We start from the raw sequence: 20292 nt of genomic DNA, 5'->3' as shown, positions 1-20292 counted from the left end.
CTCTTTTTTACTTCTTAATCTTTTCCTAGAAACATTACCTAAAAATCAACATCATTTTACTAATATTTGCGCTAACAAAAACTAATTGATCATAGCTTGCACTCAAGTTCTTGCCAATAAGCTAGCGTACGTTTAATATTATCACTTTGGCTAATCATACTAATTACCGCAACCCCATTTGTTTCTGTTGACAAAACCTCAACAATATTTTCAATCGTAATACCACCAATAGCAACTGTTGGAAAATAACTGATATTATTTAACATAGTTAGTCCTTTGATGCCAATCTCAGGTTTGGCATCTGATTTGCTTTTAGTGTTAAATATGGGTCCAATACCAATGTAATCAATACCTGATAAATTAGCAATTTTTTCATATTCTGCAATATTTGATACTGAAACACCAACAAACAAGTTGTCAGCCAGTTTAATATTTTCCGTTGGATTCCCGTCTTCTTGTCCAAAATGGATACCATCTGCATTGACTAACTTGGCTAATGGTATATCATCATCGATAATTAATGGTACGCCATACTGTTTAGTGAGTTCACGTACTTGAAAAGCAACACGTTCTTTTTCACTACTGCTTAAAGCATGTTTTCCCTTTTCACGATACTGAAAAACAGTGACCCCAGATTCTAATGCTTGCTTCAAAATGCTAAAAAAATCCGACTCACTTTGAACGTCTTGGGTTCCCATGACGAAGTATCGGGACAGTATTTTTTTATCAAATTTCATCTAAAATCTCCGGTAAATTTTCTGTCGCAACCTTAGCCAAATGATTTAATGGGCCATATTTATGCCCAACTTCTATCCCATCTCTAATGGTGGCATCAACATATGCTTTGGATTCAATAATAGCTGATTTTAAATCTAATCCCATAGCTAATTTAGCTGTAACGGCAGCAGAGATTGTGTCCCCTGTTCCGTGTGTTCGCTCAGTTTGACAACGTGTTGTTTTTAACCAAAAATGTGTGCCGTTGGCCAGTAAAACATAATCCTGAACAATTGGATTATCACCATGTCCACCTTTAAGTAATACGTTTTTAGTACCCATATCTTTCATCTTTTTAGCAGCTAGTTGAATATCTTTTGCTGTTCGAATGGTTATACCTGATATAACTTCAGCTTCGGGTATATTGGGAGTAATCAAAGTTGCCAATGGCATTAAATTCATTCTTACTGATTCTACCGCCTCTTCAGACAACAATTGCGCGCCACCTTTAGCAATCATTACTGGATCTAATATGAATTCACCAAAATCAAATTGTTTAATCGCTTCTGCAACTATTTTTACCGTATCTGAATTACCCAGCATGCCTGTTTTAAATGCTATGATTTTCAAATCGTCAGCAATCGCTTTGAGTTGCGCCATAATCATTTCGGGCGTTATCATTTGAACTTGTTGTACACCTAAAGTATTTTGTGCAGTTACAGAAACCACTACATTAGCCCCATAGACACCTTGGGCAGAGAAAGTATTTAAATCAGCTGTCATTCCGGCACCACCACTAGAGTCAGTGCCCGCAATTGTCATGACTTGTGGTGTATCGTTAACCATACTTCACCTCATTTTCTATAAATGTTTCCAGCTCAGAATCAGTTATTGCACAGCATTCATCAAGTAACTGATTGACAAAATAACCAGGTGTTTTGACTTTTAATGTTGCTTTAGTCCCTGCTAATTTCATCATTGCCATTGCACGTAATGTATTTTCTGTAGAAATAGTATCACCGTTAAAAGCACCAATTAAAGCGGACAGCGCATCGCCAGTACCAACATTTGTAGCTAAAAGCGGTACATCGACATCAATTATGTGAGCTTGTTGTCCGTCACTTACTACATCTACTTTACCGCTCATTGCAATGATCGCACCTGTTTTCTTAGCAGCTGTTTTTGCTATAGTAAGTATGTCTCCATCTCCAGTAGAATCAATGCCATGGCTAGCCAACTCAATGCCTGCAAACCATGCAATTTCCGCAGCATTACCACGAATAATATCAATATTGGAATTAGCCATTATATCATGAACAGGCAGACTGCGTGACGGAATTGACACGGCAACAGGGTCAAGCACCACAACTTTCTTAGCAAGATTAGCCAACTGGACTAGTTTGATTGTTGCCGGCAATTCTGCTCTTTGCCAAGTCCCTGTATTGACGACAATCGCATCACTAACTTGGACCAAATCAGAAAATTCTGCTAATTCTCTGGACATGATGGGTGATCCACCGACAACATTGATTGTATTTGCAACAAATTGCGCAGTAACATAATTAGCATAGTTAAACACTAATGGTGTTTGCTTCTTCAATTCAGATAAATTCATAAGATTCCTTTCAGAGATGTATCAACAGCCAACGATATTCTTCAAACAAAAAACCGTTATCTAGTTTTGCTCAGAAAAATAGATAACGGTTATCAAAAAAACTTACACTTTAAGTATTGTTTAATAATCATTAGCCTATCTCCCTTCGCGCGCATAACCACGATCAGGTTCAATGGGTATTTCTCAGCCAAAGGGCACCCCAGATAGTTTAGTTTATTTTGTTTATGGCATAATTGTAGCCTAAGTTATCTTATTATGCAACTATCAGTCTGTTTACCAACTTTTATCATCAAAATCTTTCATTTGGTGTGTTAAAGATAATTGCTCTTCAGATGTAATACGACTATAACTAGTCGTATAGGGATTTTTCATTAAATGTTTCATTTGTTCATAAATGTCACTGTTTAAAAACTCTGCTAACGCACTATGATTATCATAAAATGTCCAAAGCATGTATTCTGTCTTGCCCATCTGCGTTTGAGCTAAGACGGCATTATTGGGAAGCAGTTGCGCAATCAGCTCATCATTGTGTTCTTTAGTTTGGAACACAATTTGATGAACAACATTGCCCTTTAATGGTTGATGTGCCTCTAAAACTTCAAAAGACATTGGACGCTGGAACTGCTCTACAATTTCTGGAGAATCTATAATAAGCACATTTGTTCCCGAAAGTTGCGATTCTTTGCCTAGATAAAAAATATTTTCCTTATGCTCAGCTTGCATATTTAACAATGTCGCTGGTGCTTGTTCTGGTGCTAAAACAAGATTAATTTTCATAAAAAAGGCTCCTTTAACTTATAAATAACAGTTCGAGAAATGTATGACTGATTTAACTTAATGAAAGTTTGTACACCTGAAAAAGTTGTCAAATTAATGTTGGATTTAACTGTATGTGTTAAATTTAGCCGGCAAGCAAACATAATATCCTCATATGTCATCATTGGATTATTAGTTTGATAATTGTCAATAATTTCATACCACCTATTTGTCAATATGGCTTCGGCTCGTTTAAAACGACAATCTCTATCGATGACACTACGTAAATCTGGTGGTGAAAGCTTACTAAGCATAAAGTCCTCTTTTCAAACCTATTAAAAATCAAATGTTATTACTTTGCCAAACGGTTTTTTTAGGCTTAAATGTTTATTTTCCGGTAGAATCCAGTATACTTGATGAAAATTTCTATTTATTACCTCATTTTCACCATCGCCATCGGTCAGTATCACAATAGCGGTTTTCGTTGGTTCATAATGTTGAGCTACCAAATAATCAAAAATTGATTGGAAAGTTGTGCCTCCTCCAGAATAGCGTATGTTTTGATGGTTATATTTAACGGGCTTTACCATAGTATCAAAGTTAAAAATAGCTACTTCAGCGTCCAATGATTTTGTTATCTGTCCAACATAATCAATTATTTTTGCAACTCGTTCATCACCTATTGATGCGGAGTTATCCATAAAAATAGCTAATAAACTAGTATTCGTGTAACGCTCTCCAGGTAATTCTAAGCGATAAGGTTGCCGTCTATTAAAGCGACTATGAGTATCACTTTTCTTATTTGGCATCTGACTTAATCCTAATTTTAAAATTGAACGCCACGGTTTCTTGGGTTGCATCAATTGATCAATATGCTTTTGGATAGGTGCAGAAACTTGTGTTCCTCGAGCAGTAAATTCCGAATCTTTCCATGCTTTTTTAACTAACTGTTCTGATGCAGCATGAGCTTCACCAAGCGCTCCTTTAGCTGTCTGCCAACTATGGTGTTTAGCATGGCTCTTTGGTGTATTTTTTGACATATCATTGTTTTCTAAATCAGCAATAATCTTAATATATGATTCAGAATCCAACTTTTCTGGTATAACTTTATTATATATCTGAGAAATTGTTTGTAAAGTCACAAAGTCAGGTAATTCCTTAACATTTATTGGTAAATATTGATTTACAGCTATATCTGTCCCCATATCTATCAGCTGATCCTTATAGTTACTCTCTGCATATCGTGTTGGATGTTGCCAAAACATATGTAACGCCTCATGCGCTAAGGCTACGGCAACATCATTACTGTTATTGCCATATTGTTTTTCTAATAACACTGGATTAACAACAAGATACCAACTAAAGGATTGCCATTTTAATTGTAATGCATTAGTTGCTTCTTCATCATACAATCGATTTAAATTCATAATTATAAAACCATAAAATGGTGAAACATCTAGTAACGTTTTAATACCATTTATCAGTAATTGTTTTTTAAATGTCGTCATCGGGTAGCAATATCCATAATTTGCTGGTACAGTACATTAGCATAATGATTATCTGATAAATACAATTGATCTAATAAACTGGTAGATGTCATTTTTTTAACTAAAGCATATTGACTATCTAATGCCAGCTGGGTTATCAATTCACTATATCTCCCAGCATTACTATTGGAAACAATATCAGCATACGACAAGAGCGATTCAGCTATATTCAATTTTTGTATCTCAGACATAGCTTGAAATTGATCTTGAATATTTTGAGGTAATTTTGGCCCTTGAGGAGACGAATAAAATATATCTTGAGCAGTTAAACCAGTAATTTTACCTCTAACAAAACTCACAAATTGACTAGACACAGCTTCTCCCAGATCCCCTGAGATGATATCAAACAATAAATCATCTTGATTTTTCTGAGATAAACATTGCAGCTGATATAAATTATCAGATACTCTTTGCCATGCTCGAGGTGTTGGATTTAGATCTATTCGCCTGAGTTCTGGGTACAATAACTCAGGATTTTCTGCTATAAAACTTGTCACTAAAGGATTAATATTACTGTCATTAGACGCTTTTTTTTGGTTTGCCCATATTAACCAATCATCAACTGATACTTTCATAACAAGACGAGTTGTTCGATCCTTAATCGCATTATCAGAGATCTGAACGCTATACTCTGATGATTCAAATCCAGTCATAGAATCATCCGGGTTTTCAGCAAGAACTAATTTAACATTTGAGGGCAAAACAATATCGTTAATTTGTCTTTGTAAGACTAAATTCATTAATTCAGCTTGTACTGCCTGAGAACCACGATTAAATTCGTCTAAAAACCATATAATTGGTCGTTCAGGAAATGACTCAGCATGTTGAATAATTTGAATCAATGTATGCGTGTAGCCAAATTTCACATCAGCTAACTGTCCATAGTTTTTGGTAACTAAAAAAGCAGATTCAGTCATTGGTGGAATTGGAATAGCTAAATCACCTTTTTCAGATAAAGAAACTACTGTTGTAAATAGTTTAGCATTCATATTGCTAGCTATTTTAACTACTAATGCTGTTTTTCCAATGCCGGCTTCCCCCACAAGGGTTGGGACATTCCCACCATTTAGAATAAGTGGTACTGCCGTTAGTAATTGTTGAAAAGATAGTGCCATAATTTACCTCGACTTTACAATATCATTTTACCGCTTATTGAATTTTCATGCTAAAATTAAACCATGAAAAAATTACTTATTCTTGGTGCCAATGGACAAATCGCTAAATTAGTTGTTCCGATTTTAGCCAATACCAATATCAATGTTAGCTTAACTTCATTGCATGCCAGACCTGAAAAAAATATATCAGCTTTAGATGCTGTCGATACAGCCAAACTCATACCAGCACTTCAAGAAGTAGACATTGTCTATGCTAATATTGGTGCCGAGGGGCGTCAAAAGTCAGTTGCTAATAGCCTTGTTAATGCTATGCACGAAGCAGGAGTTAAACGGTTAATCTGGGTGGCCACAGTTGGTGTTCATGATGAACTACCCAAACATCAACGTGACTTATGGCAAAATATTCTTGGGACAACTGATAATGAAAATACCTACATGGGTAATCAAGCCGCAGCTGTTTCCCGTATTATGTCATCAAACTTAGATTACACCATTATTCGACCTAACGAATTAACTGATGATAACATCATGCAAGATATTAATGTACAAACGGACATCACAGAAATAATTGTAGGTGGCCCTATTTCAAGGTTAAGTGTTGCTGAATTTATTTCTCAACTCATCTTAAACCCTGATAGATACATTTCACAGTCAGTCGCTATTTCAAATCGCATTTCATAAAAAAGGAACCAACACTTGTTGGTTCCTTTTTTATTTTGGTTTATTAGCAACATATTGCCAATAAGCATCAATTATTTTAGCCGAAATTTTACCATTCGTACCGTCTAGGTAACTATTCATCCCTGGAATAGCCATAGCAACGGCAAATGGCTGTCCCGGAACATACGCAACCATTGATTCAGTATAAGTATCATGACCATTAGTTTTTGTCTCAGCCGTTCCAGTCTTAGCATAAACATGAGGTTCTAGTTTGTGCATGTTAGCACCACCAGTATTCCATGAATCTGAACCGTTAGCAACCCTATTCATCCCCTCTTTAATGACATGCCATTCATCTGGAGTCAAATTAACTTGTCCTTGTATATTTGGCTTAGCTGTCCATACTGTTCGTTGGTTATCACTATTGGGAATGCTTTGCTGTACAGATCCCACGATATGTGGTGCCACTAAGTAACCACCATTAGCAATAGTTGAAACATACCGAGCTAATTGTAAAGTTGTATAGGAATCATATTGACCAAATGACTCATACAAATACTTTCCTCGTGCTTCTCCTGTAGTAGGGCCACGATAACCAGCTGTTTCTCCACCAATGTCGATACCAGTTTTTGTACCTAACCCAAATTGTGCAAAACCATTACGTAATGTTTGAAAAGCATCTGCTTGAATCGCCAATGGTGAACCAGGTGAGTATGTCTGTCCCCCAATTTTCATACCCAGTTGAACAAAGTAAGTGTTAGAGGATCGTTCTAGCGCTGTACCTGCATCTATTGGAGTTGGTGCACCGGATTTATTCCAATAGGAGGTTATGTCAGGTGTCCCTGCAATTTTAATGGCTTGGTCTGTTAGAACTGTATTTTGTGGCGTAATAACTCCCTTTTGAAATGCCGTTGCTAAAACTGCTGGTTTAACAACAGATCCCATGACAATGCCTTGATTCATATTCCCCAACGGATTCGCTGTTTTTTGACCAGTGGTAGAATCTCTACTAACACCTGCCATTGCATAGATACCACCAGTGAATGGGTTTATAACTGTTGCGTAAGCACCCTCAACATCGCCACCTGGTAAATTATCTTCCAAAATTTTTTGTACTTCATTTTGGAATTTAGCATTAATCGTTAATTTTAAATTATCTCCGGCCTGTCCATCATATTTAATTTGAGATGACTTAATTTTTCCATCACCACTAGTTGTTACGATCGTCTGGGATGCTGATCCTTTTAAAATAGACTCATAAGCCATTTCAAGACTTGAGTTACCAACTGGCTCATTTTGTGAATAGCCCTGAGCCAATAATGTATGTAGACGATTGTCAGGTAATCCAGTCGCTTCGTTAGTAACAGTACCAACTAATGCTTTAAACTCTTCACCTTGAGGATACTGCCTTGTCCAACTTGTGCCAAGTTTAATTCCTGGAAAATCACTAAGACGTTCCCCTACTTCAGCAAGCTCTGTATTGGAGACATCGGACTCTTTTATAAATGTTGTGGATAATGTGTAAGCACCACTCATTCTTTGAAATATCATAGCTGCATTAGGATCCACATTATCAGCAAGATGGTTATCTTGAACGTAACTAACCATATACTTGTTAATTTGATCAGCCGTTAACGTATTTTTCCCTTTTTGATATTTCTTAATAATTTGGTTAGTGATATTGGTACTATTTTTGTCATCTGCCAAATAGAAATCTGTTTTTGCACGCTCACTTAACCTCTTTGTATCAATAGTCACAAATTTTGCGAGTTGAATAGCCGTTTTACGCATTGATATTGGATTAGCAGACGTACTTCGTGTAAATGTAATTGCCGCTTGAGCTTTATTACCTACAATTACTTGTCCAGAAGAATCAAAAAACATGCCACGCGGTACATTACCTTTTTCAATTGTTTGATCACTTCGGTTCACTTCGGCTTGATAATATGCACCTTGTTTGATTGTCAAAAAAGCTAACTGGATAATTAATGCAATCATCAAGGTTAGCGAAATACCTAACAAAATATTTAAACGTGCTGGCAGATTAGCACTAGCACTATTTTTTTTATCACGATCTTCTAAATAAGGATTACGCTTCATAATTACCCCAAATTTATCAATAAGTTACTTAAACTAGATTACCACAAATCACGTTTTTGCGCTAAAAAACACAATAAATTTGGTATATTAAGAACATGAATAAATTAAAATGTATCTTAACACCGTTAGCTATGTCTTTTTGGTTCCCAATGCTTATTATGTTGGGGTATTTTATATACCGTGGCATGGCACCGTTTGGTAATCAAACGATTCTAACTGTTGATCTCGGACAACAATATATTGATCAATTTGCTACTTTTAAATACACAATATTATCACATCCCAGTAGTTTTTTTTACTCATTTAGTAATGGTTTAGGAGGCGACATGATAGGTGAATGGGCCTATTATTTAATGAGTCCATTTAATTTTATTTATCTCTTTTTTCCTATAGCCAACTTTCCTACTGCCATTTTAATTGTAACTGTATTAAAATTTGGTAGTGCTGGTCTAAGTATGGGTTACCTATTAAAAAAACTTAAGCTACAATCTGGTTATGCCATTCCTCTATTTGCGATTAATTATGCTCTTTCAGGTTGGTTTGTCGCAAATGACTTAAACTTGCTTTGGCTAGACGCAGCAATATTGCTACCTTTCCTTATTTTACAACTTGAATTACTTTTGAAACAAGGTACTTGGTATCGATATGCCATTGTTTTAGCTCTAACAATTATCAGTAATTATTATATTGCTTACATGATTGCCATTTTTATTATTTTATATTTTTTATGGCGTATCTCTTGGCCACAACAACACACTCTTAGATGGCGGTCAATTAAAAATTTTTGTTTAGGTAGTTTAATCGGTGGTGGCCTTAGTGCTTGGTTAATTTTACCTATGTATTGTCAATTAAAATTAGGTAAAACACAGTATAATACACCTTGGTCCTTTAAATTCGACAATGATCCAATAAAGTTATTACTAAAACTAATACCTGGTAGTTTTGATTTTAATCAAATGCAAAATGGCCAAGCTAATTTATTTGTTTCTATATTTATTATATTTACCGTTTTTTTGTTTTTCACAAGTAAAACTTTCAATTGGCGTATTAAATTTGGTGCACTAATTATATTATTTATACTTATTTTGGCGACTACATGGGCGCCACTCACCTTATTATTCCACGGCATGCAATATCCTGTTTGGTATCCATACCGATTTAGCTTCATAATTAGTTTTGTGTTAATTTATTTAGGTGCGCTCTCATGGCAATCAATAAAACCAGTCAATTTGAAACATATTTTGAGCTACTTTATTTTAATAATTTTAATAACATTTTACGCTTTAACGCAACTGAAACATATATCATATATTGATTATAGCAGTGTGACATTATTTGCCGGATTAGCGATTTTAACAATAACTCAATTAATAACAAGAAATCCTAACCAACAACTATGCTTACTATTTTTAGTGACTACAGTAACTTTAATATCAAATGTCACACTAACTTTGAATCGTTTTTCTTATATCTCTAATGCAGAATACCAACGTACGATTCATTCGTTATACTCTGCTAATCAACAACTCAAAGATGACCATTCTTTTCATCGCGTTGCCCAAACTTTTCAACGAACACGTGGTGATGCATTAATGTTAAATTTTTATGGTGGTTCTCATTTCAGCTCAACCTTATCAAAAAATACGACTACTTTTTTTGCCAATATAGGCCAACCTGAAGGGGATAATTATGTTGCTTATACAAATGGTAGCCTTTTGTCAGATGCGTTGCTAAATATGAAATATTTGATTACACCTAATAATTCTAGTAATACCAAAGCAGGTAGTCCAATAACACGTTTAACAGGGTATCGTCCTGATTCTAAACTATATCAACCTGCTAAACATAATCAAGATAGTGAAATTTGGCAAAATCCGTTTGCTCTTCCTCTCACTTTTGCTGCAAACGAAAAAGCACTGCAAACACGCATGTTAACTAATAATCCGCTGCAAAATCAAAATAATTTACTACAAAATCTAAGTGGTGGCTTAAATCCGAGTGTGACAACAGAAAATTTCAGTCAGGCAATTGGTTATAACCTTAATGTACCAAACGAAATTACTGATGCAGTATTGATGAAAAAAAATATTAACCAACCTGCAAGTCTTGATTTGAAATTCACGCCAAAAACTGATGATAGTTATTATCTAACCATTGGTGCAGGATTACCTATTAAAGATTTTGATTTATTGATTAATAATCATGTTATTACACAATTCAACTCATACCGACACACTGTCATAGTTAATTTAACCACTAAAGCTCAAAACACTCCTCAAACAATTACCATTAGATTTAAAAATACAAAAACACTATTTCTTAATAATTTAACTTTATACCGAATTAACCAAAAAATATTTGACCAACAAATTAAACGACTACAAAGTAACTCACTGATAATTAATAAACGTAATGACCGTTTAATTAGTGGACGAATCCATGTGGACAAGCATGATTCACTTGTCATGTCAACTATTCCTGATGCCCCAGGTTGGCATGTTTATCTTGATGGTCATCGCGTCAAAAAATTAACAGTAGCTAATTACTTTATCGCATTCAAAGCATCTCCTGGTTCTCATGAATTAACTTATAAATATACACCACCATTTTTTGAAGCTGGTGTTGCATTAAGTTTACTATCATTTATTTTTATTTTATTTAGTTGGATATTAAGAAAAAAGCTTGCAAGAAGACTTTCTCCATGATATGCTCGTCTTGCTATTATTTGTGGAAAATCCACAAAATTGAAAGGAATCTCTACTATGTCAGAAGAAAAAGTATTTCCAATGACTGCTGAAGGTCGTGAAAAGCTTCAAGCTGAATTGGAAGACCTTATTAAAAATCAACGTCCTGAAATTACATCTCGTATTCAAATTGCTCGTTCATATGGTGATCTCTCAGAAAATTCTGAATATCAATCAGCCAAAGATGAACAGGCATTCGTTGAAGGCAGAATTTTAACTTTAAGAAAAATGATTGAAAATGCAGAAATCATCGATCCCAATGCCACGGCTGCTGACGAAGTTTCACTAGGAAAAACAGTAACCTTTAGAGAGTTACCTGATGAAGAACCTGAAACATACGCTATTGTTGGTTCTACTGAATCTGACCCACTATCAGGTAAAATTTCTAACGAATCAGCTATGGCTGTTGCTTTACTCAGTAAAAAAGTAGGTGACAAAGTATCTGTTCCATTACCTAGCGGTGTTAATATTGAAGTTGAAATTTTAAAAGTTGAAAAGTAATAAAAAAGCTCACTAATGTGAGCTTTTTTATTATAATCAATTAAGCAAATTGATTAATATTTCCAATTATTATTGCCCCAATAACAACCAACACAGTCCCTAAAATGATTAATTTCATTTGGTAATGAGTCTTCTTTTCACCCAATAAATATATTCCTCCAAACGTTGCCACGATTATACCTAATTGTGAAAAAGTTGTGGCAATTGTTTGTCCAATAGCAGGATTGGCAGCAGCAATAAACATAAAAATGTTTCCAACAGCCCACACTAATCCTGTTAATATATTCCGCCAGGTTGCTCTCTCAAACATTTTGTTAGCTTCTCTTAGAACAAAAATAACAATAATGAAGGCGCCAATAACTTGACCAATTGCTTGTGGTCCAACAATAGCAGTCATATAGTCAATACCATTATGCTGATTTTTGATTTCATCTGAAATATAATTTATTTTATTTAAAAAGTTAGGTAATACAAAATAAATCATAAATCCAACTGTAGAAACAGTTAGATATACCAAACCTTTCGTCATATTATTTGCTTGTTCACTAGCACCAGATTTAGTGGCTTTATCGCGTGCTGAGATTAATGTTGCGCCAATAACCACAATAACGATAGAGACAACACCTACAGCCCACATCTTACCTGTTTTCCAATCACCTAAAACGGCTGCTGCCATTAAAGCATTAGCAACAATTTGCCCTGCTGTGGAAAGCGGAATTGCCAGAGATACTCCTAAATCTTTGATTGCAAGAAATTGACCTGCTGTTCCAATAGCCCATACTAAACCAGATACTATACCAACAGTCCATATCTCTTTCCCTAAATACGCATGGTGAGGTATCACATAAAAAAACATCGTTGCTAATCCAAATATTAGTGCGCCAAATGTCATTCCTAAAGTCTGTTGCCCAGCTGACCCACCCATCTTGGTGTTTACAAGACCAACTGATCCCCATGCCAATGCTGGAATTAATGCCAGCAATATTGTTGCATTCATTTCAAAACATACTCCTTTTGCTATTAATCATCTTTTAACTGATGCAAATCACAATTATCATTCTACATCAATGTAAACGGTTACACAAGCGTTTTCGGTAATTCTGTAAACGATTACAATATAACAAACAAAAAAACTACAAAATAGTTTGTAGTTTTACTTGTCATAACGTTGCATATTCCAAGTCTCTATAACATTAATCAATAACTTTGTATAATTGACATCAGTTGCGTAATGGTCATCATAAAGCGCTTTTGCAGCCTGCTTATAATTTTTGGCAGCTAAAACGTCTTTAAATTGGTCTGGATTCCATGAGTTACCATTAACAATTGTTTCAGCATGTTCTTTCATGCTATCTTTCCAACTATCATAAACAGCAAATCGTGCCTGCTGGGTTTCTGGTTTCCCATCAACATATTCAGTTGTATCTAATACAACTGATTTACCAGGTGTTTCATCTTGAGTTTTAACTCCATAAAAGTTATTATACTTTGATGAAAGCTTTGAATTATCCCAATTAGATTCATGCGCAGCTTGTGCAATAGAAACTGAAGCCAGAATGCCATATTTTTTGGACAAAGTTTGAGCATATGGTGCAATTTTTTTCACAAATGCCAAACGCCGTTCAAATTCTTCTTTTCCTGATGTTGCGATTAAAGCCATAACATTGGGTGTGGCCATGCCATTTTCTTTTAAAGTTGAATAATATGGTGCCATTGTTTTATTCGATGTTGCTAACAAAGTTTCTACAACATCATTTGCATTTTTTGCAGACGTTAAATCAAATGCTTGTGGATAAACATAGTCTAATAGTTTAGCACTTTTTGTACTTGAGCTATTAATTCCTCTCAGTAAATCCGGATATTTTTTATACATTTTATTAGTTAAGTCTTTATCATTTAAAGCATTCACTACAGATTGCTCAGATACGCCTTTGACTTCATCAGAAATATTTTTAGCTACTTGGCTAGGAGTTTGTCCTATACTGACAAGTACATAACCTTTAGGTAATTTTGGCGCTGCTGACGGCCCACTAGTCATCTGACTATATATTAGTTGTACTGTTTGTGAAGGTGATAATTGGTAGCTACCAGCTTGTAATTTCTCCGCTCCTTGAGAAACTGCATATTTATAAAATGCTTTCGAGCTCTTAATTATTTTCTTATCTTCTAGAGTTTTCCCCATTTGTTGTGCCGTTGAACCATCGGCAATTTTAACTGTTTTAAAAGTTGTGTCCTTAGGATCTAAAGCAGCCTTATCATCTCCAAAAATAAGCTTCATCACAATAACCAAGCCAATTACTGTTATGACAGCTAGTATAGATAGCATAATTTTTCGTTTCAGACCCTTATGATATTTTTGAGGATCGTTGCCTCTTCCAATAGGTTGCATAAATGGATCGTCTATCCGCTCATTATTCTTATTTTTATTAGCATCTAAAGCTTCTGCAGCTAAAATTTCATGCTGATGTTTTTCTTTTCGAGATTCCATAGTTCATCCTCTAAATATAACGTTATAATTACAGGCCGACTCACAAAAACATATGAGTCGACCTGTAATATTTTATCATATTTATTTATAAGATAGATTAAGAAGAGATTACTTAAGTTCTTCAACATCACGAGCAATCATCAATTCCTCGTTTGTAGGTATTAACAATGCCTTAACATTGGAATCCTTAGTTGATATTTCTATTTCGTCCCCACGCTTATTATTAGCGACAGGATCTAGTTTAACACCAAAATAACTCAATTTGTCTATTATTCTTTGCCTAATAGGTGCTGAGTTTTCACCGATTCCTGCTGTAAAGACGAGTGCATCGACACCGTTCATTTCAGCTACATACTGACCAACATACTTAACGATACGGTTAATAAAAATATCAATTGCTAATTTTGCATGATCATTTGTTTCCTCTACTTCGAGTAAATCACGCATATCAGAAGAAATTGTTGAAACACCTAGTAATCCTGATTTTTTATTTAAAATATTTAACATTTCTTCATTAGAAAGATTTTCACGTTCTTGGATATAATAAACTAGGGAAGGATCTACATCCCCCGTTCTGGTTGCCATTGCAACACCAGCAAGTGGAGAAAATCCCATTGAGGTATCTAATGACTTTCCATTTTGGACAGCCGTAATAGATGCTCCAGCACCTAAATGTAGTGTAATCAGTTTCAGTGAAGCTAATGGCTTTCCCAGTAATTCAGATGCTCGTAATGATACATATCTATGTGATGTACCATGAGCGCCATATTTTCTAGCACCATATCTCGTGTAATATTGATAAGGTAAAGGATATAAATAATTTGATTTTGGCATTGTTTGATGAAATGATGTATCAAATACTGCAACAGATAAAGCATTAGGCAATAAGCGTTGAAATGCTCTAATACCCATAGCATTGGCAGGATTATGCAGTGGTGCATAATCTGCTAATCTATCAATTTTTTCTAAAACAGAGTCTGTAACAACAACGGAATGATTAAACCATTCACCACCAGCTACTACTCTATGTCCAACACCAGTAATTTCTTTAAATTCACTAATGATATTCAAGTCAGTTAGTTTCTGAAGCATATAATTAATAGCTTGTTCGTGATCACCTATAGGAAGAACATTTTCATATTTTAGTTCTGAACCGTTTTTAGAGAGTGAAGTATGCTCCTTATCATCACCTTGTTCCAATTCACTTACAATACCAGATTTAGCATTGTACTTGATTGTGACAATCGCATCATTCATTCCGATTCTTTCAATAACTCCTTGGGCAATTACTTGCTCTTGAGGCATCTCTAATAGTTGAAACTTCAGAGATGAACTTCCAGCGTTAACAGCCATTGTTTTAGCCATGATTTGATTTTTACCTATCTTTCTTAAACCACATCATATTAATGCTTAAAAATTTAGGAAAATATCTCACTATTGCCCTAATATTTTCAGGCATTATTATAATTTATGCTTTACCATTTTCTTTAATTAGTGTAACCCAAGCTTTAATATCTTGCAAAAATTTTTTCAATGTTGCAATGTCTTTCAAGTTTGGATATTCTCCCATTAGTACTTCGCTAGTTGGTTTGGCATCTTTTTTCTGTATTACTAGAATGGCTTTAGCGGCTCGTGGGTCTTTAAAAAAACTACTTGGTAATCTCAAAAATGCTCTCATTCTAGTTTGTGTTGCAATAAATTTTAATATGTTAGTAGCGTTTTCGCCCGTCAACATTGAAGCTGGTACAATAAAATAAGCCCACCCATTATCATCCAGAAAGTTCAGACTTCGTTCTATCATCAAATAATGGCTATAAGACAAGCCATCTTCCACCTTAGTTTGATAATCATCATTTATTTCTAATGGGTAATACCCTACTGGTAAATCAGCAATAATTGCTTTTGCTTGTATTTGTTCGTCAAAATGAATCACATCATCATGATAGAATACTGCTGGTTTTTTATTTATCATGGCATCCACGCCTACAGCTGTCGCTATCTGAGACTCATCACTGTCAACTCCTACACGTTTAACATGAATTTTATTCATCTCTAAAACATCATTAACTGTATTGAGTAAATTACCCGTTCCTACTGTTAAATCGAGTAACGTATCATTATCTTGCAAATCAGCCGTTTGTACTAAAAAATCGGCCAACAAATAGCCAATACCATCAGGGGTTATCTGCTTGTTGGCTTCTACGTTATCGTTCTTATTCACCTGTAATATGACTAACTGCATTAATTTTCTTAATTCTGACGTTGATATTATGTCAGCATTAAGCCGATGTGATAAGCTTTGCAAGTTGTTAGCGATTAATTTTGATTGCTCATCAAACATATTGTCAGGTTCTAAACCATTTAATATATCAATTGATTCAATTAAAGCCTCTGTCTCACTAATTTTCAGTGTTTCTGATAACTTTTTATTTAAAGTTGTTATTTGGTCGAAATAGTATGCTATTTTTTCTTGTGTCATATGATAATTTTAGCTTTTCTAAGATACAATATCAAGGATCGTATACTAATACACTTCGTCTGTAACTTTTAGACTTTAAATGAATTGTCATATTATTGTTCGCAATTTCAACATGATTTCCATTAACTTGTTGTTCCAACTTTTTGTGTTTATGATAATACAAACTCGCTTCGATTTGAATCCTATCTAATTGCATTGCAACTATCATTTTTTCCCTCGAAGACAATTGAGTATATAATACATAGCTTTGTGCTACTACACCAACTCCTAACATACTTAGAAAAAGAACTGTTGAAACAAAGATAGATGCTTTAAATCTTTTCATTTTGATACTTTCTGTTTTAAAAATAAAAGACCTTCTAATGTTTCTCCTCCGCTATCCTGTAATACCAAACGCAGACAATACTTTTTATCTTCAATGTTTAAATGACGAACATGCTCCATTAAAATAATTTGACCTGTTTGTTCTGATTTTATCTTCAATTTTTCCTTCTCTACAAGTAAAGTCATTATTTTGCCATCCTTACTTTCCAAACTCAAATTATTTTGACTAGTATTTAGTAACTTATAATTTTGTGATTCAATTTGGTGCAATATGGTATGAAACGTGATATCGTTAGACACTTTAACATAGTTACTAAACATTGGCATGCAAGTTTGTAAAGCAACAATTATTAGTGATATAACAAATAATGTGATAACCGATTCTAAAAGCGTAAAGCCTAATCTATTTTTCGTAAACATAGTCTTGCCATAACGCCATTGCTTTTTCTCTTTCTATAATTGCTTTATTATATTGTGACTTCAAAATTTTTTCTTGCTTTTTGAACATAACCAATTGCTCATGTTCAAAAATAATTACAGTTGTGATCATCATAAGAGATAATATTGCCTCAATTAAGATAAAGGCTTGCTTACGAGTTTTCAATCCGATATTCTCCACCACCAAAACTGAAAATTATTTTAAGGATTTTTTTACCATTTGTCAGCTTAATAGTTGTCGGCGCAACATACCCTGTTGTTAATATATCAATGCTTTGATCTTTACTTGCATAATATCCTTTTGGATAAGGAATTTTTTTATTAGGTGTTTCTATATACTGTTTCTTAAAATGAATTCTTGTACGTTGTTGACTTTGTTGAGTGGATAACCTTACATTTTGCCAATGTGATTTAAAAACATTTTCCCATACTTTAATTTCATTAGATCTCTTCGCATAATTACCAAAGCTAAATAATAAAATTGAGCTAATTATACTTAAAACAATTATTGATTCCATTAATGTATAGCCTTTACTGGTGCGCTTCATTGTTTGTCACTGAAATATTAAGTTCTTTAATTTTTTCAACTTGTCTTTCTGTCAAATAGCCGCTACTATGAAGATCGTCTACTGTAACATTCTTTTTTTCAGGAAACATATTAACATACATATCAACTTGACTTTGAACAGTAGCTATCATTGCCGTTTTATGTGTTTCCATCGCCTTTTTTCTTTGAACATTCAAGTTCGGCAGAACAAGTAACATCAGTAAACTAATGATAAACAGCACTATCGCTGCTTCTATCAGTGTGAATGCCTTAAGTTTTGATCGGTTGAACAACTTTTTTGTCATTGATATAATCCTCCTATACTCTGGTACATCGGTAATAACATTGATAGATATACACCTATAATGGATAATCCAATCACGCCAAAACAGACTGGTTGTATAATGTTAATTAATGTATCAATTTTTTGAATTAATAAGTTAAATTGTGTTTTACTAAAATAAGATAGATGTTTCGCAACTAATCTAGAACTATGCCCTCTACTAAAATAGCCTGCAAGTGATTTATTAATATAAGGTTGTTCTAAAATGTATTTTTCCACTGGATACCCTTTCTTCAAATACGATTGCGCATGCCAAATTATTGCAACAGGAATTTTGGGTAAATGACTATGTTTAGTGTCCTCCACCAATTCATCTAATACTTCTGATAGCTGTAATCCGCTAGATAATAACGACGACAACTGTTGTGAAATATGATATGTAATCATCGTTTGAATAATTTTACCAACTACTGGTATTTTGATCATTAAGAATAGTTGTTGTCTTGTATTCAAATGTTGCCATAAAAAAATACAAGTGATTAATAAAAATCCCAGTAAAATTATGACTATTTTGAAACTATAAGAAATACTCAAAAAGTCATGACTAACTCCTGTATGCCATTGCTCTAATATCGGATATAAAAAAAACTTAATCCCTAATAACATACCAGATAAAATAACAAACAATAGTAATGGATATTTCATAATTTGTTTAATTTTATTTTGATGTCTTTGAATCTCACCTAATGACCTTCCAATTTGTATTAAAGTTTCGGGCAAATTACCGTGATTTTGGGACAATTTGAGTTGTAGTAGAATATCTGGTGCAACAAAATTAGCAAGACAACGATAAAATAAATAGCCAGAACATAATTTCTCATCAATTTCTTGTAAAGTATCAGACCAGTCACGATGTGCGTAAGTGAGAACTTCTATACTTTCGGATAAACTATATCCTGATTGCAGTAACTCTCCCATTTCTTGAAAAAAAATGACCTGTTGCTTTTTATTCAAGATTTTTGAATTTTTCAAATGTTTTGTTTGAAATAATTTCATGTTCAATACCATAATTTAGCCCATTATGCCAAAAATCCGAAAACTTTGACATATTTCTCTCTGAAAAAATTGTATTCACTTGCTCTTTAGATAAATAATCTATTAGAGCACCTTGTTGATTCTTTTTTGTTGGTAGCAATCTTTGATACACTGTGCCATTTAAAGATAAAAGCAATTGGCTTTTATCAACACCCAAATCTAATAATCGCATAACAACATCTCTGGCTGACATTGCATGTATCGTTGACAGCACTAGATGACCACTTAAAGCAGCCCTAATTGCTGCCTGAGCTGTTTTCTTATCCCTGATTTCTCCTATAAGTAATACTTCTGGTCTATGTCGTAATGCCACCTTAATTAAATCGTCATAGGTCATTTGTGCTTCTTCATTAACCTGTAATTGTACAAAATTTGGTTCTTGTATCTCAACAGGATCTTCAATGGTCAATATGAGTTTGCTATCAGAAAGTTTTTGAAGCATATGATAGAGTGTCGTTGTTTTGCCAGAACCAGTTGGCCCAGCAATAACCACTAAACCTGAACTAGGCAAACTTTCTTGAATTATCTGTATTTGTTTAGGCATTATCCAATTTTGCTGGCATTGATTCGAATAAATAATTCGTAAAACTAGTGTTTCTTGATTTAAAAAGTTACTAACAGTTGAGACTCTTATCCATATATTTTGATAATCAAAACGGCCAATCTGTGGCCTTCGACGTTCCGAAATGTTCATTTTTGCACGGTATTTTATTTTTGATATTAAAATCTGAGCTTCATCACTTGATAGCTCTGTAAAAACTTTTGTTTGCCCATCTAAATGATATTTGATATTGTATGTATCTGTATTTTTGGGAATAACATATACATCATTCACAAAAAGAGCAATTGCTTGATTAATTATTTTTTCCATCATTACTCCTCTCTA

At 34.1% G+C, this 20292-nt stretch carries 22 protein-coding genes and 1 riboswitch; of the genes, 3 read left to right on the top strand and 19 right to left on the bottom strand.

The features are described from left to right. Positions 1-89: 89 nt before the first annotated feature. The 7 genes from thiE to K5Q12_RS02905 form a co-directional block, all read right to left on the bottom strand. A complete protein-coding gene (gene thiE / locus K5Q12_RS02935; RefSeq protein WP_220742230.1) occupies positions 90-737 on the bottom strand; it encodes a thiamine phosphate synthase in 648 nt (215 codons plus the stop codon). Further along, positions 727-1560, bottom strand: coding sequence for a bifunctional hydroxymethylpyrimidine kinase/phosphomethylpyrimidine kinase (thiD, locus tag K5Q12_RS02930; RefSeq protein WP_220742229.1), 834 nt, complete (start codon positions 1558-1560; stop codon positions 727-729). Before thiD ends, thiE begins: the two co-directional genes overlap by 11 nt. Beyond that, positions 1553-2329, bottom strand: coding sequence for a hydroxyethylthiazole kinase (gene thiM / locus K5Q12_RS02925; RefSeq protein ID WP_220742228.1), 777 nt, complete (start codon positions 2327-2329; stop codon positions 1553-1555). The genes thiD and thiM overlap by 8 nt, the downstream gene beginning before the upstream one ends. A 123-nt stretch (positions 2330-2452) precedes the next feature. Continuing rightward, a riboswitch (TPP riboswitch) is annotated at positions 2453-2541 on the bottom strand. A gap of 61 nt (positions 2542-2602) precedes the next feature. Beyond that, positions 2603-3106, bottom strand: a complete 504-nt coding sequence (locus tag K5Q12_RS02920; RefSeq protein WP_220742227.1) for a hypothetical protein — start codon at positions 3104-3106, stop codon at positions 2603-2605. After that, complete coding sequence (locus tag K5Q12_RS02915; protein ID WP_220742226.1) at positions 3103-3399, bottom strand: hypothetical protein; 297 nt, start codon at positions 3397-3399, stop codon at positions 3103-3105. The genes K5Q12_RS02920 and K5Q12_RS02915 overlap by 4 nt, the downstream gene beginning before the upstream one ends. 21 nt (positions 3400-3420) lie before the next feature. After that, a complete protein-coding gene (locus tag K5Q12_RS02910) occupies positions 3421-4593 on the bottom strand; it encodes a vWA domain-containing protein (RefSeq protein ID WP_220742225.1) in 1173 nt (390 codons plus the stop codon). Beyond that, entirely contained in the window at positions 4590-5747 is a 1158-nt protein-coding gene (locus K5Q12_RS02905; RefSeq protein ID WP_220742224.1) for an ATP-binding protein, read from the bottom strand. Before K5Q12_RS02905 ends, K5Q12_RS02910 begins: the two co-directional genes overlap by 4 nt. Before the next feature lie 63 nt (positions 5748-5810). Here K5Q12_RS02905 and K5Q12_RS02900 point away from each other — a divergent pair, with 63 nt between their 5' ends. Then, entirely contained in the window at positions 5811-6428 is a 618-nt protein-coding gene (locus tag K5Q12_RS02900; RefSeq protein WP_220742223.1) for an NAD(P)H-binding protein, read from the top strand. Positions 6429-6458: 30 nt separating this feature from the next. On the opposite strand, the gene K5Q12_RS02895 is transcribed toward K5Q12_RS02900, so the two are convergent. Beyond that, positions 6459-8507, bottom strand: coding sequence for a penicillin-binding transpeptidase domain-containing protein (locus K5Q12_RS02895; protein ID WP_220742222.1), 2049 nt, complete (start codon positions 8505-8507; stop codon positions 6459-6461). A gap of 95 nt (positions 8508-8602) precedes the next feature. Here K5Q12_RS02895 and K5Q12_RS02890 point away from each other — a divergent pair, with 95 nt between their 5' ends. Both K5Q12_RS02890 and greA read left to right on the top strand, forming a co-directional pair. Next, on the top strand, positions 8603-11212 hold the full coding sequence (locus K5Q12_RS02890) for a YfhO family protein (protein ID WP_220742221.1): 2610 nt from the start codon (positions 8603-8605) through the stop codon (positions 11210-11212). A gap of 57 nt (positions 11213-11269) precedes the next feature. Next, positions 11270-11752 (top strand): transcription elongation factor GreA, encoded by a 483-nt coding sequence (gene greA / locus K5Q12_RS02885; RefSeq protein ID WP_220742220.1) that lies wholly within the window; start codon positions 11270-11272, stop codon positions 11750-11752. Positions 11753-11792: 40 nt separating this feature from the next. Here the strand turns inward: greA and K5Q12_RS02880 are convergent, their stop codons facing one another. From K5Q12_RS02880 to comGA, 11 genes are all read right to left on the bottom strand, one after another. After that, the gene (locus K5Q12_RS02880; RefSeq protein WP_220742219.1) at positions 11793-12749 is read right to left on the bottom strand and encodes a GRP family sugar transporter; all 957 of its coding nucleotides are present in this window, start codon (positions 12747-12749) and stop codon (positions 11793-11795) included. Positions 12750-12905: 156 nt separating this feature from the next. Beyond that, on the bottom strand, positions 12906-14240 hold the full coding sequence (locus K5Q12_RS02875; protein ID WP_220742218.1) for an endolytic transglycosylase MltG: 1335 nt from the start codon (positions 14238-14240) through the stop codon (positions 12906-12908). A gap of 108 nt (positions 14241-14348) precedes the next feature. Then, entirely contained in the window at positions 14349-15605 is a 1257-nt protein-coding gene (locus K5Q12_RS02870) for an acetate/propionate family kinase (RefSeq protein WP_220742217.1), read from the bottom strand. 103 nt (positions 15606-15708) lie between these two features. Further along, complete coding sequence (locus K5Q12_RS02865) at positions 15709-16719, bottom strand: class I SAM-dependent methyltransferase (protein WP_220742216.1); 1011 nt, start codon at positions 16717-16719, stop codon at positions 15709-15711. Between the two features lie 31 nt (positions 16720-16750). Then, the gene (locus K5Q12_RS02860; RefSeq protein ID WP_220742215.1) at positions 16751-17044 is read right to left on the bottom strand and encodes a hypothetical protein; all 294 of its coding nucleotides are present in this window, start codon (positions 17042-17044) and stop codon (positions 16751-16753) included. Continuing rightward, positions 17041-17463 (bottom strand): ComGF family competence protein, encoded by a 423-nt coding sequence (locus K5Q12_RS02855; protein WP_220742214.1) that lies wholly within the window; start codon positions 17461-17463, stop codon positions 17041-17043. Before K5Q12_RS02855 ends, K5Q12_RS02860 begins: the two co-directional genes overlap by 4 nt. Then, positions 17447-17647: a hypothetical protein gene (locus K5Q12_RS02850; protein ID WP_220742213.1), complete on the bottom strand. Its 201-nt coding sequence runs from the start codon at positions 17645-17647 to the stop codon at positions 17447-17449. Before K5Q12_RS02850 ends, K5Q12_RS02855 begins: the two co-directional genes overlap by 17 nt. Continuing rightward, complete coding sequence (locus K5Q12_RS02845; protein WP_220742212.1) at positions 17634-18029, bottom strand: prepilin-type N-terminal cleavage/methylation domain-containing protein; 396 nt, start codon at positions 18027-18029, stop codon at positions 17634-17636. Before K5Q12_RS02845 ends, K5Q12_RS02850 begins: the two co-directional genes overlap by 14 nt. After that, on the bottom strand, positions 18013-18333 hold the full coding sequence (locus tag K5Q12_RS02840; protein WP_220742211.1) for a competence type IV pilus major pilin ComGC: 321 nt from the start codon (positions 18331-18333) through the stop codon (positions 18013-18015). Before K5Q12_RS02840 ends, K5Q12_RS02845 begins: the two co-directional genes overlap by 17 nt. Then, positions 18330-19367, bottom strand: coding sequence for a type II secretion system F family protein (locus K5Q12_RS02835; protein WP_246570471.1), 1038 nt, complete (start codon positions 19365-19367; stop codon positions 18330-18332). Before K5Q12_RS02835 ends, K5Q12_RS02840 begins: the two co-directional genes overlap by 4 nt. Further along, positions 19318-20277, bottom strand: a complete 960-nt coding sequence (gene comGA / locus K5Q12_RS02830) for a competence type IV pilus ATPase ComGA (protein WP_220742349.1) — start codon at positions 20275-20277, stop codon at positions 19318-19320. Before comGA ends, K5Q12_RS02835 begins: the two co-directional genes overlap by 50 nt. Positions 20278-20292 lie beyond the last annotated feature (15 nt).

It is taken from the genome of Leuconostoc palmae, assembly GCF_019656075.1.
Taxonomy (GTDB): Bacteria; Bacillota; Bacilli; order Lactobacillales; family Lactobacillaceae; genus Leuconostoc; species Leuconostoc palmae.
This window is presented reverse-complemented; position numbering and strand designations above follow the sequence as displayed.

Excerpts from the sequence above, each read along its gene's own strand:
- K5Q12_RS02880 (WP_220742219.1), bottom strand. The coding sequence starts at position 12,749 with ATGAATGCAACAATATTGCTGGCATTAATTCCAGCATTGGCATGGGGA.
- K5Q12_RS02840 (WP_220742211.1), bottom strand. The coding sequence starts at position 18,333 with ATGACAAAAAAGTTGTTCAACCGATCAAAACTTAAGGCATTCACACTG.
- K5Q12_RS02890 (WP_220742221.1), top strand. The coding sequence starts at position 8,603 with ATGAATAAATTAAAATGTATCTTAACACCGTTAGCTATGTCTTTTTGG.
- greA (WP_220742220.1), top strand. The coding sequence starts at position 11,270 with ATGTCAGAAGAAAAAGTATTTCCAATGACTGCTGAAGGTCGTGAAAAG.
- thiE (WP_220742230.1), bottom strand. The coding sequence starts at position 737 with ATGAAATTTGATAAAAAAATACTGTCCCGATACTTCGTCATGGGAACC.
- comGA (WP_220742349.1), bottom strand. The coding sequence starts at position 20,277 with ATGGAAAAAATAATTAATCAAGCAATTGCTCTTTTTGTGAATGATGTA.
- thiM (WP_220742228.1), bottom strand. The coding sequence starts at position 2,329 with ATGAATTTATCTGAATTGAAGAAGCAAACACCATTAGTGTTTAACTAT.
- K5Q12_RS02875 (WP_220742218.1), bottom strand. The coding sequence starts at position 14,240 with ATGGAATCTCGAAAAGAAAAACATCAGCATGAAATTTTAGCTGCAGAA.
- K5Q12_RS02845 (WP_220742212.1), bottom strand. The coding sequence starts at position 18,029 with ATGAAGCGCACCAGTAAAGGCTATACATTAATGGAATCAATAATTGTT.
- K5Q12_RS02865 (WP_220742216.1), bottom strand. The coding sequence starts at position 16,719 with ATGACACAAGAAAAAATAGCATACTATTTCGACCAAATAACAACTTTA.
- K5Q12_RS02905 (WP_220742224.1), bottom strand. The coding sequence starts at position 5,747 with ATGGCACTATCTTTTCAACAATTACTAACGGCAGTACCACTTATTCTA.
- K5Q12_RS02860 (WP_220742215.1), bottom strand. The coding sequence starts at position 17,044 with ATGAAAAGATTTAAAGCATCTATCTTTGTTTCAACAGTTCTTTTTCTA.
- K5Q12_RS02900 (WP_220742223.1), top strand. The coding sequence starts at position 5,811 with ATGAAAAAATTACTTATTCTTGGTGCCAATGGACAAATCGCTAAATTA.
- K5Q12_RS02835 (WP_246570471.1), bottom strand. The coding sequence starts at position 19,367 with ATGAAATTATTTCAAACAAAACATTTGAAAAATTCAAAAATCTTGAAT.
- thiD (WP_220742229.1), bottom strand. The coding sequence starts at position 1,560 with ATGGTTAACGATACACCACAAGTCATGACAATTGCGGGCACTGACTCT.
- K5Q12_RS02910 (WP_220742225.1), bottom strand. The coding sequence starts at position 4,593 with ATGACGACATTTAAAAAACAATTACTGATAAATGGTATTAAAACGTTA.
- K5Q12_RS02895 (WP_220742222.1), bottom strand. The coding sequence starts at position 8,507 with ATGAAGCGTAATCCTTATTTAGAAGATCGTGATAAAAAAAATAGTGCT.
- K5Q12_RS02920 (WP_220742227.1), bottom strand. The coding sequence starts at position 3,106 with ATGAAAATTAATCTTGTTTTAGCACCAGAACAAGCACCAGCGACATTG.
- K5Q12_RS02915 (WP_220742226.1), bottom strand. The coding sequence starts at position 3,399 with ATGCTTAGTAAGCTTTCACCACCAGATTTACGTAGTGTCATCGATAGA.
- K5Q12_RS02855 (WP_220742214.1), bottom strand. The coding sequence starts at position 17,463 with ATGTTTACGAAAAATAGATTAGGCTTTACGCTTTTAGAATCGGTTATC.
- K5Q12_RS02870 (WP_220742217.1), bottom strand. The coding sequence starts at position 15,605 with ATGGCTAAAACAATGGCTGTTAACGCTGGAAGTTCATCTCTGAAGTTT.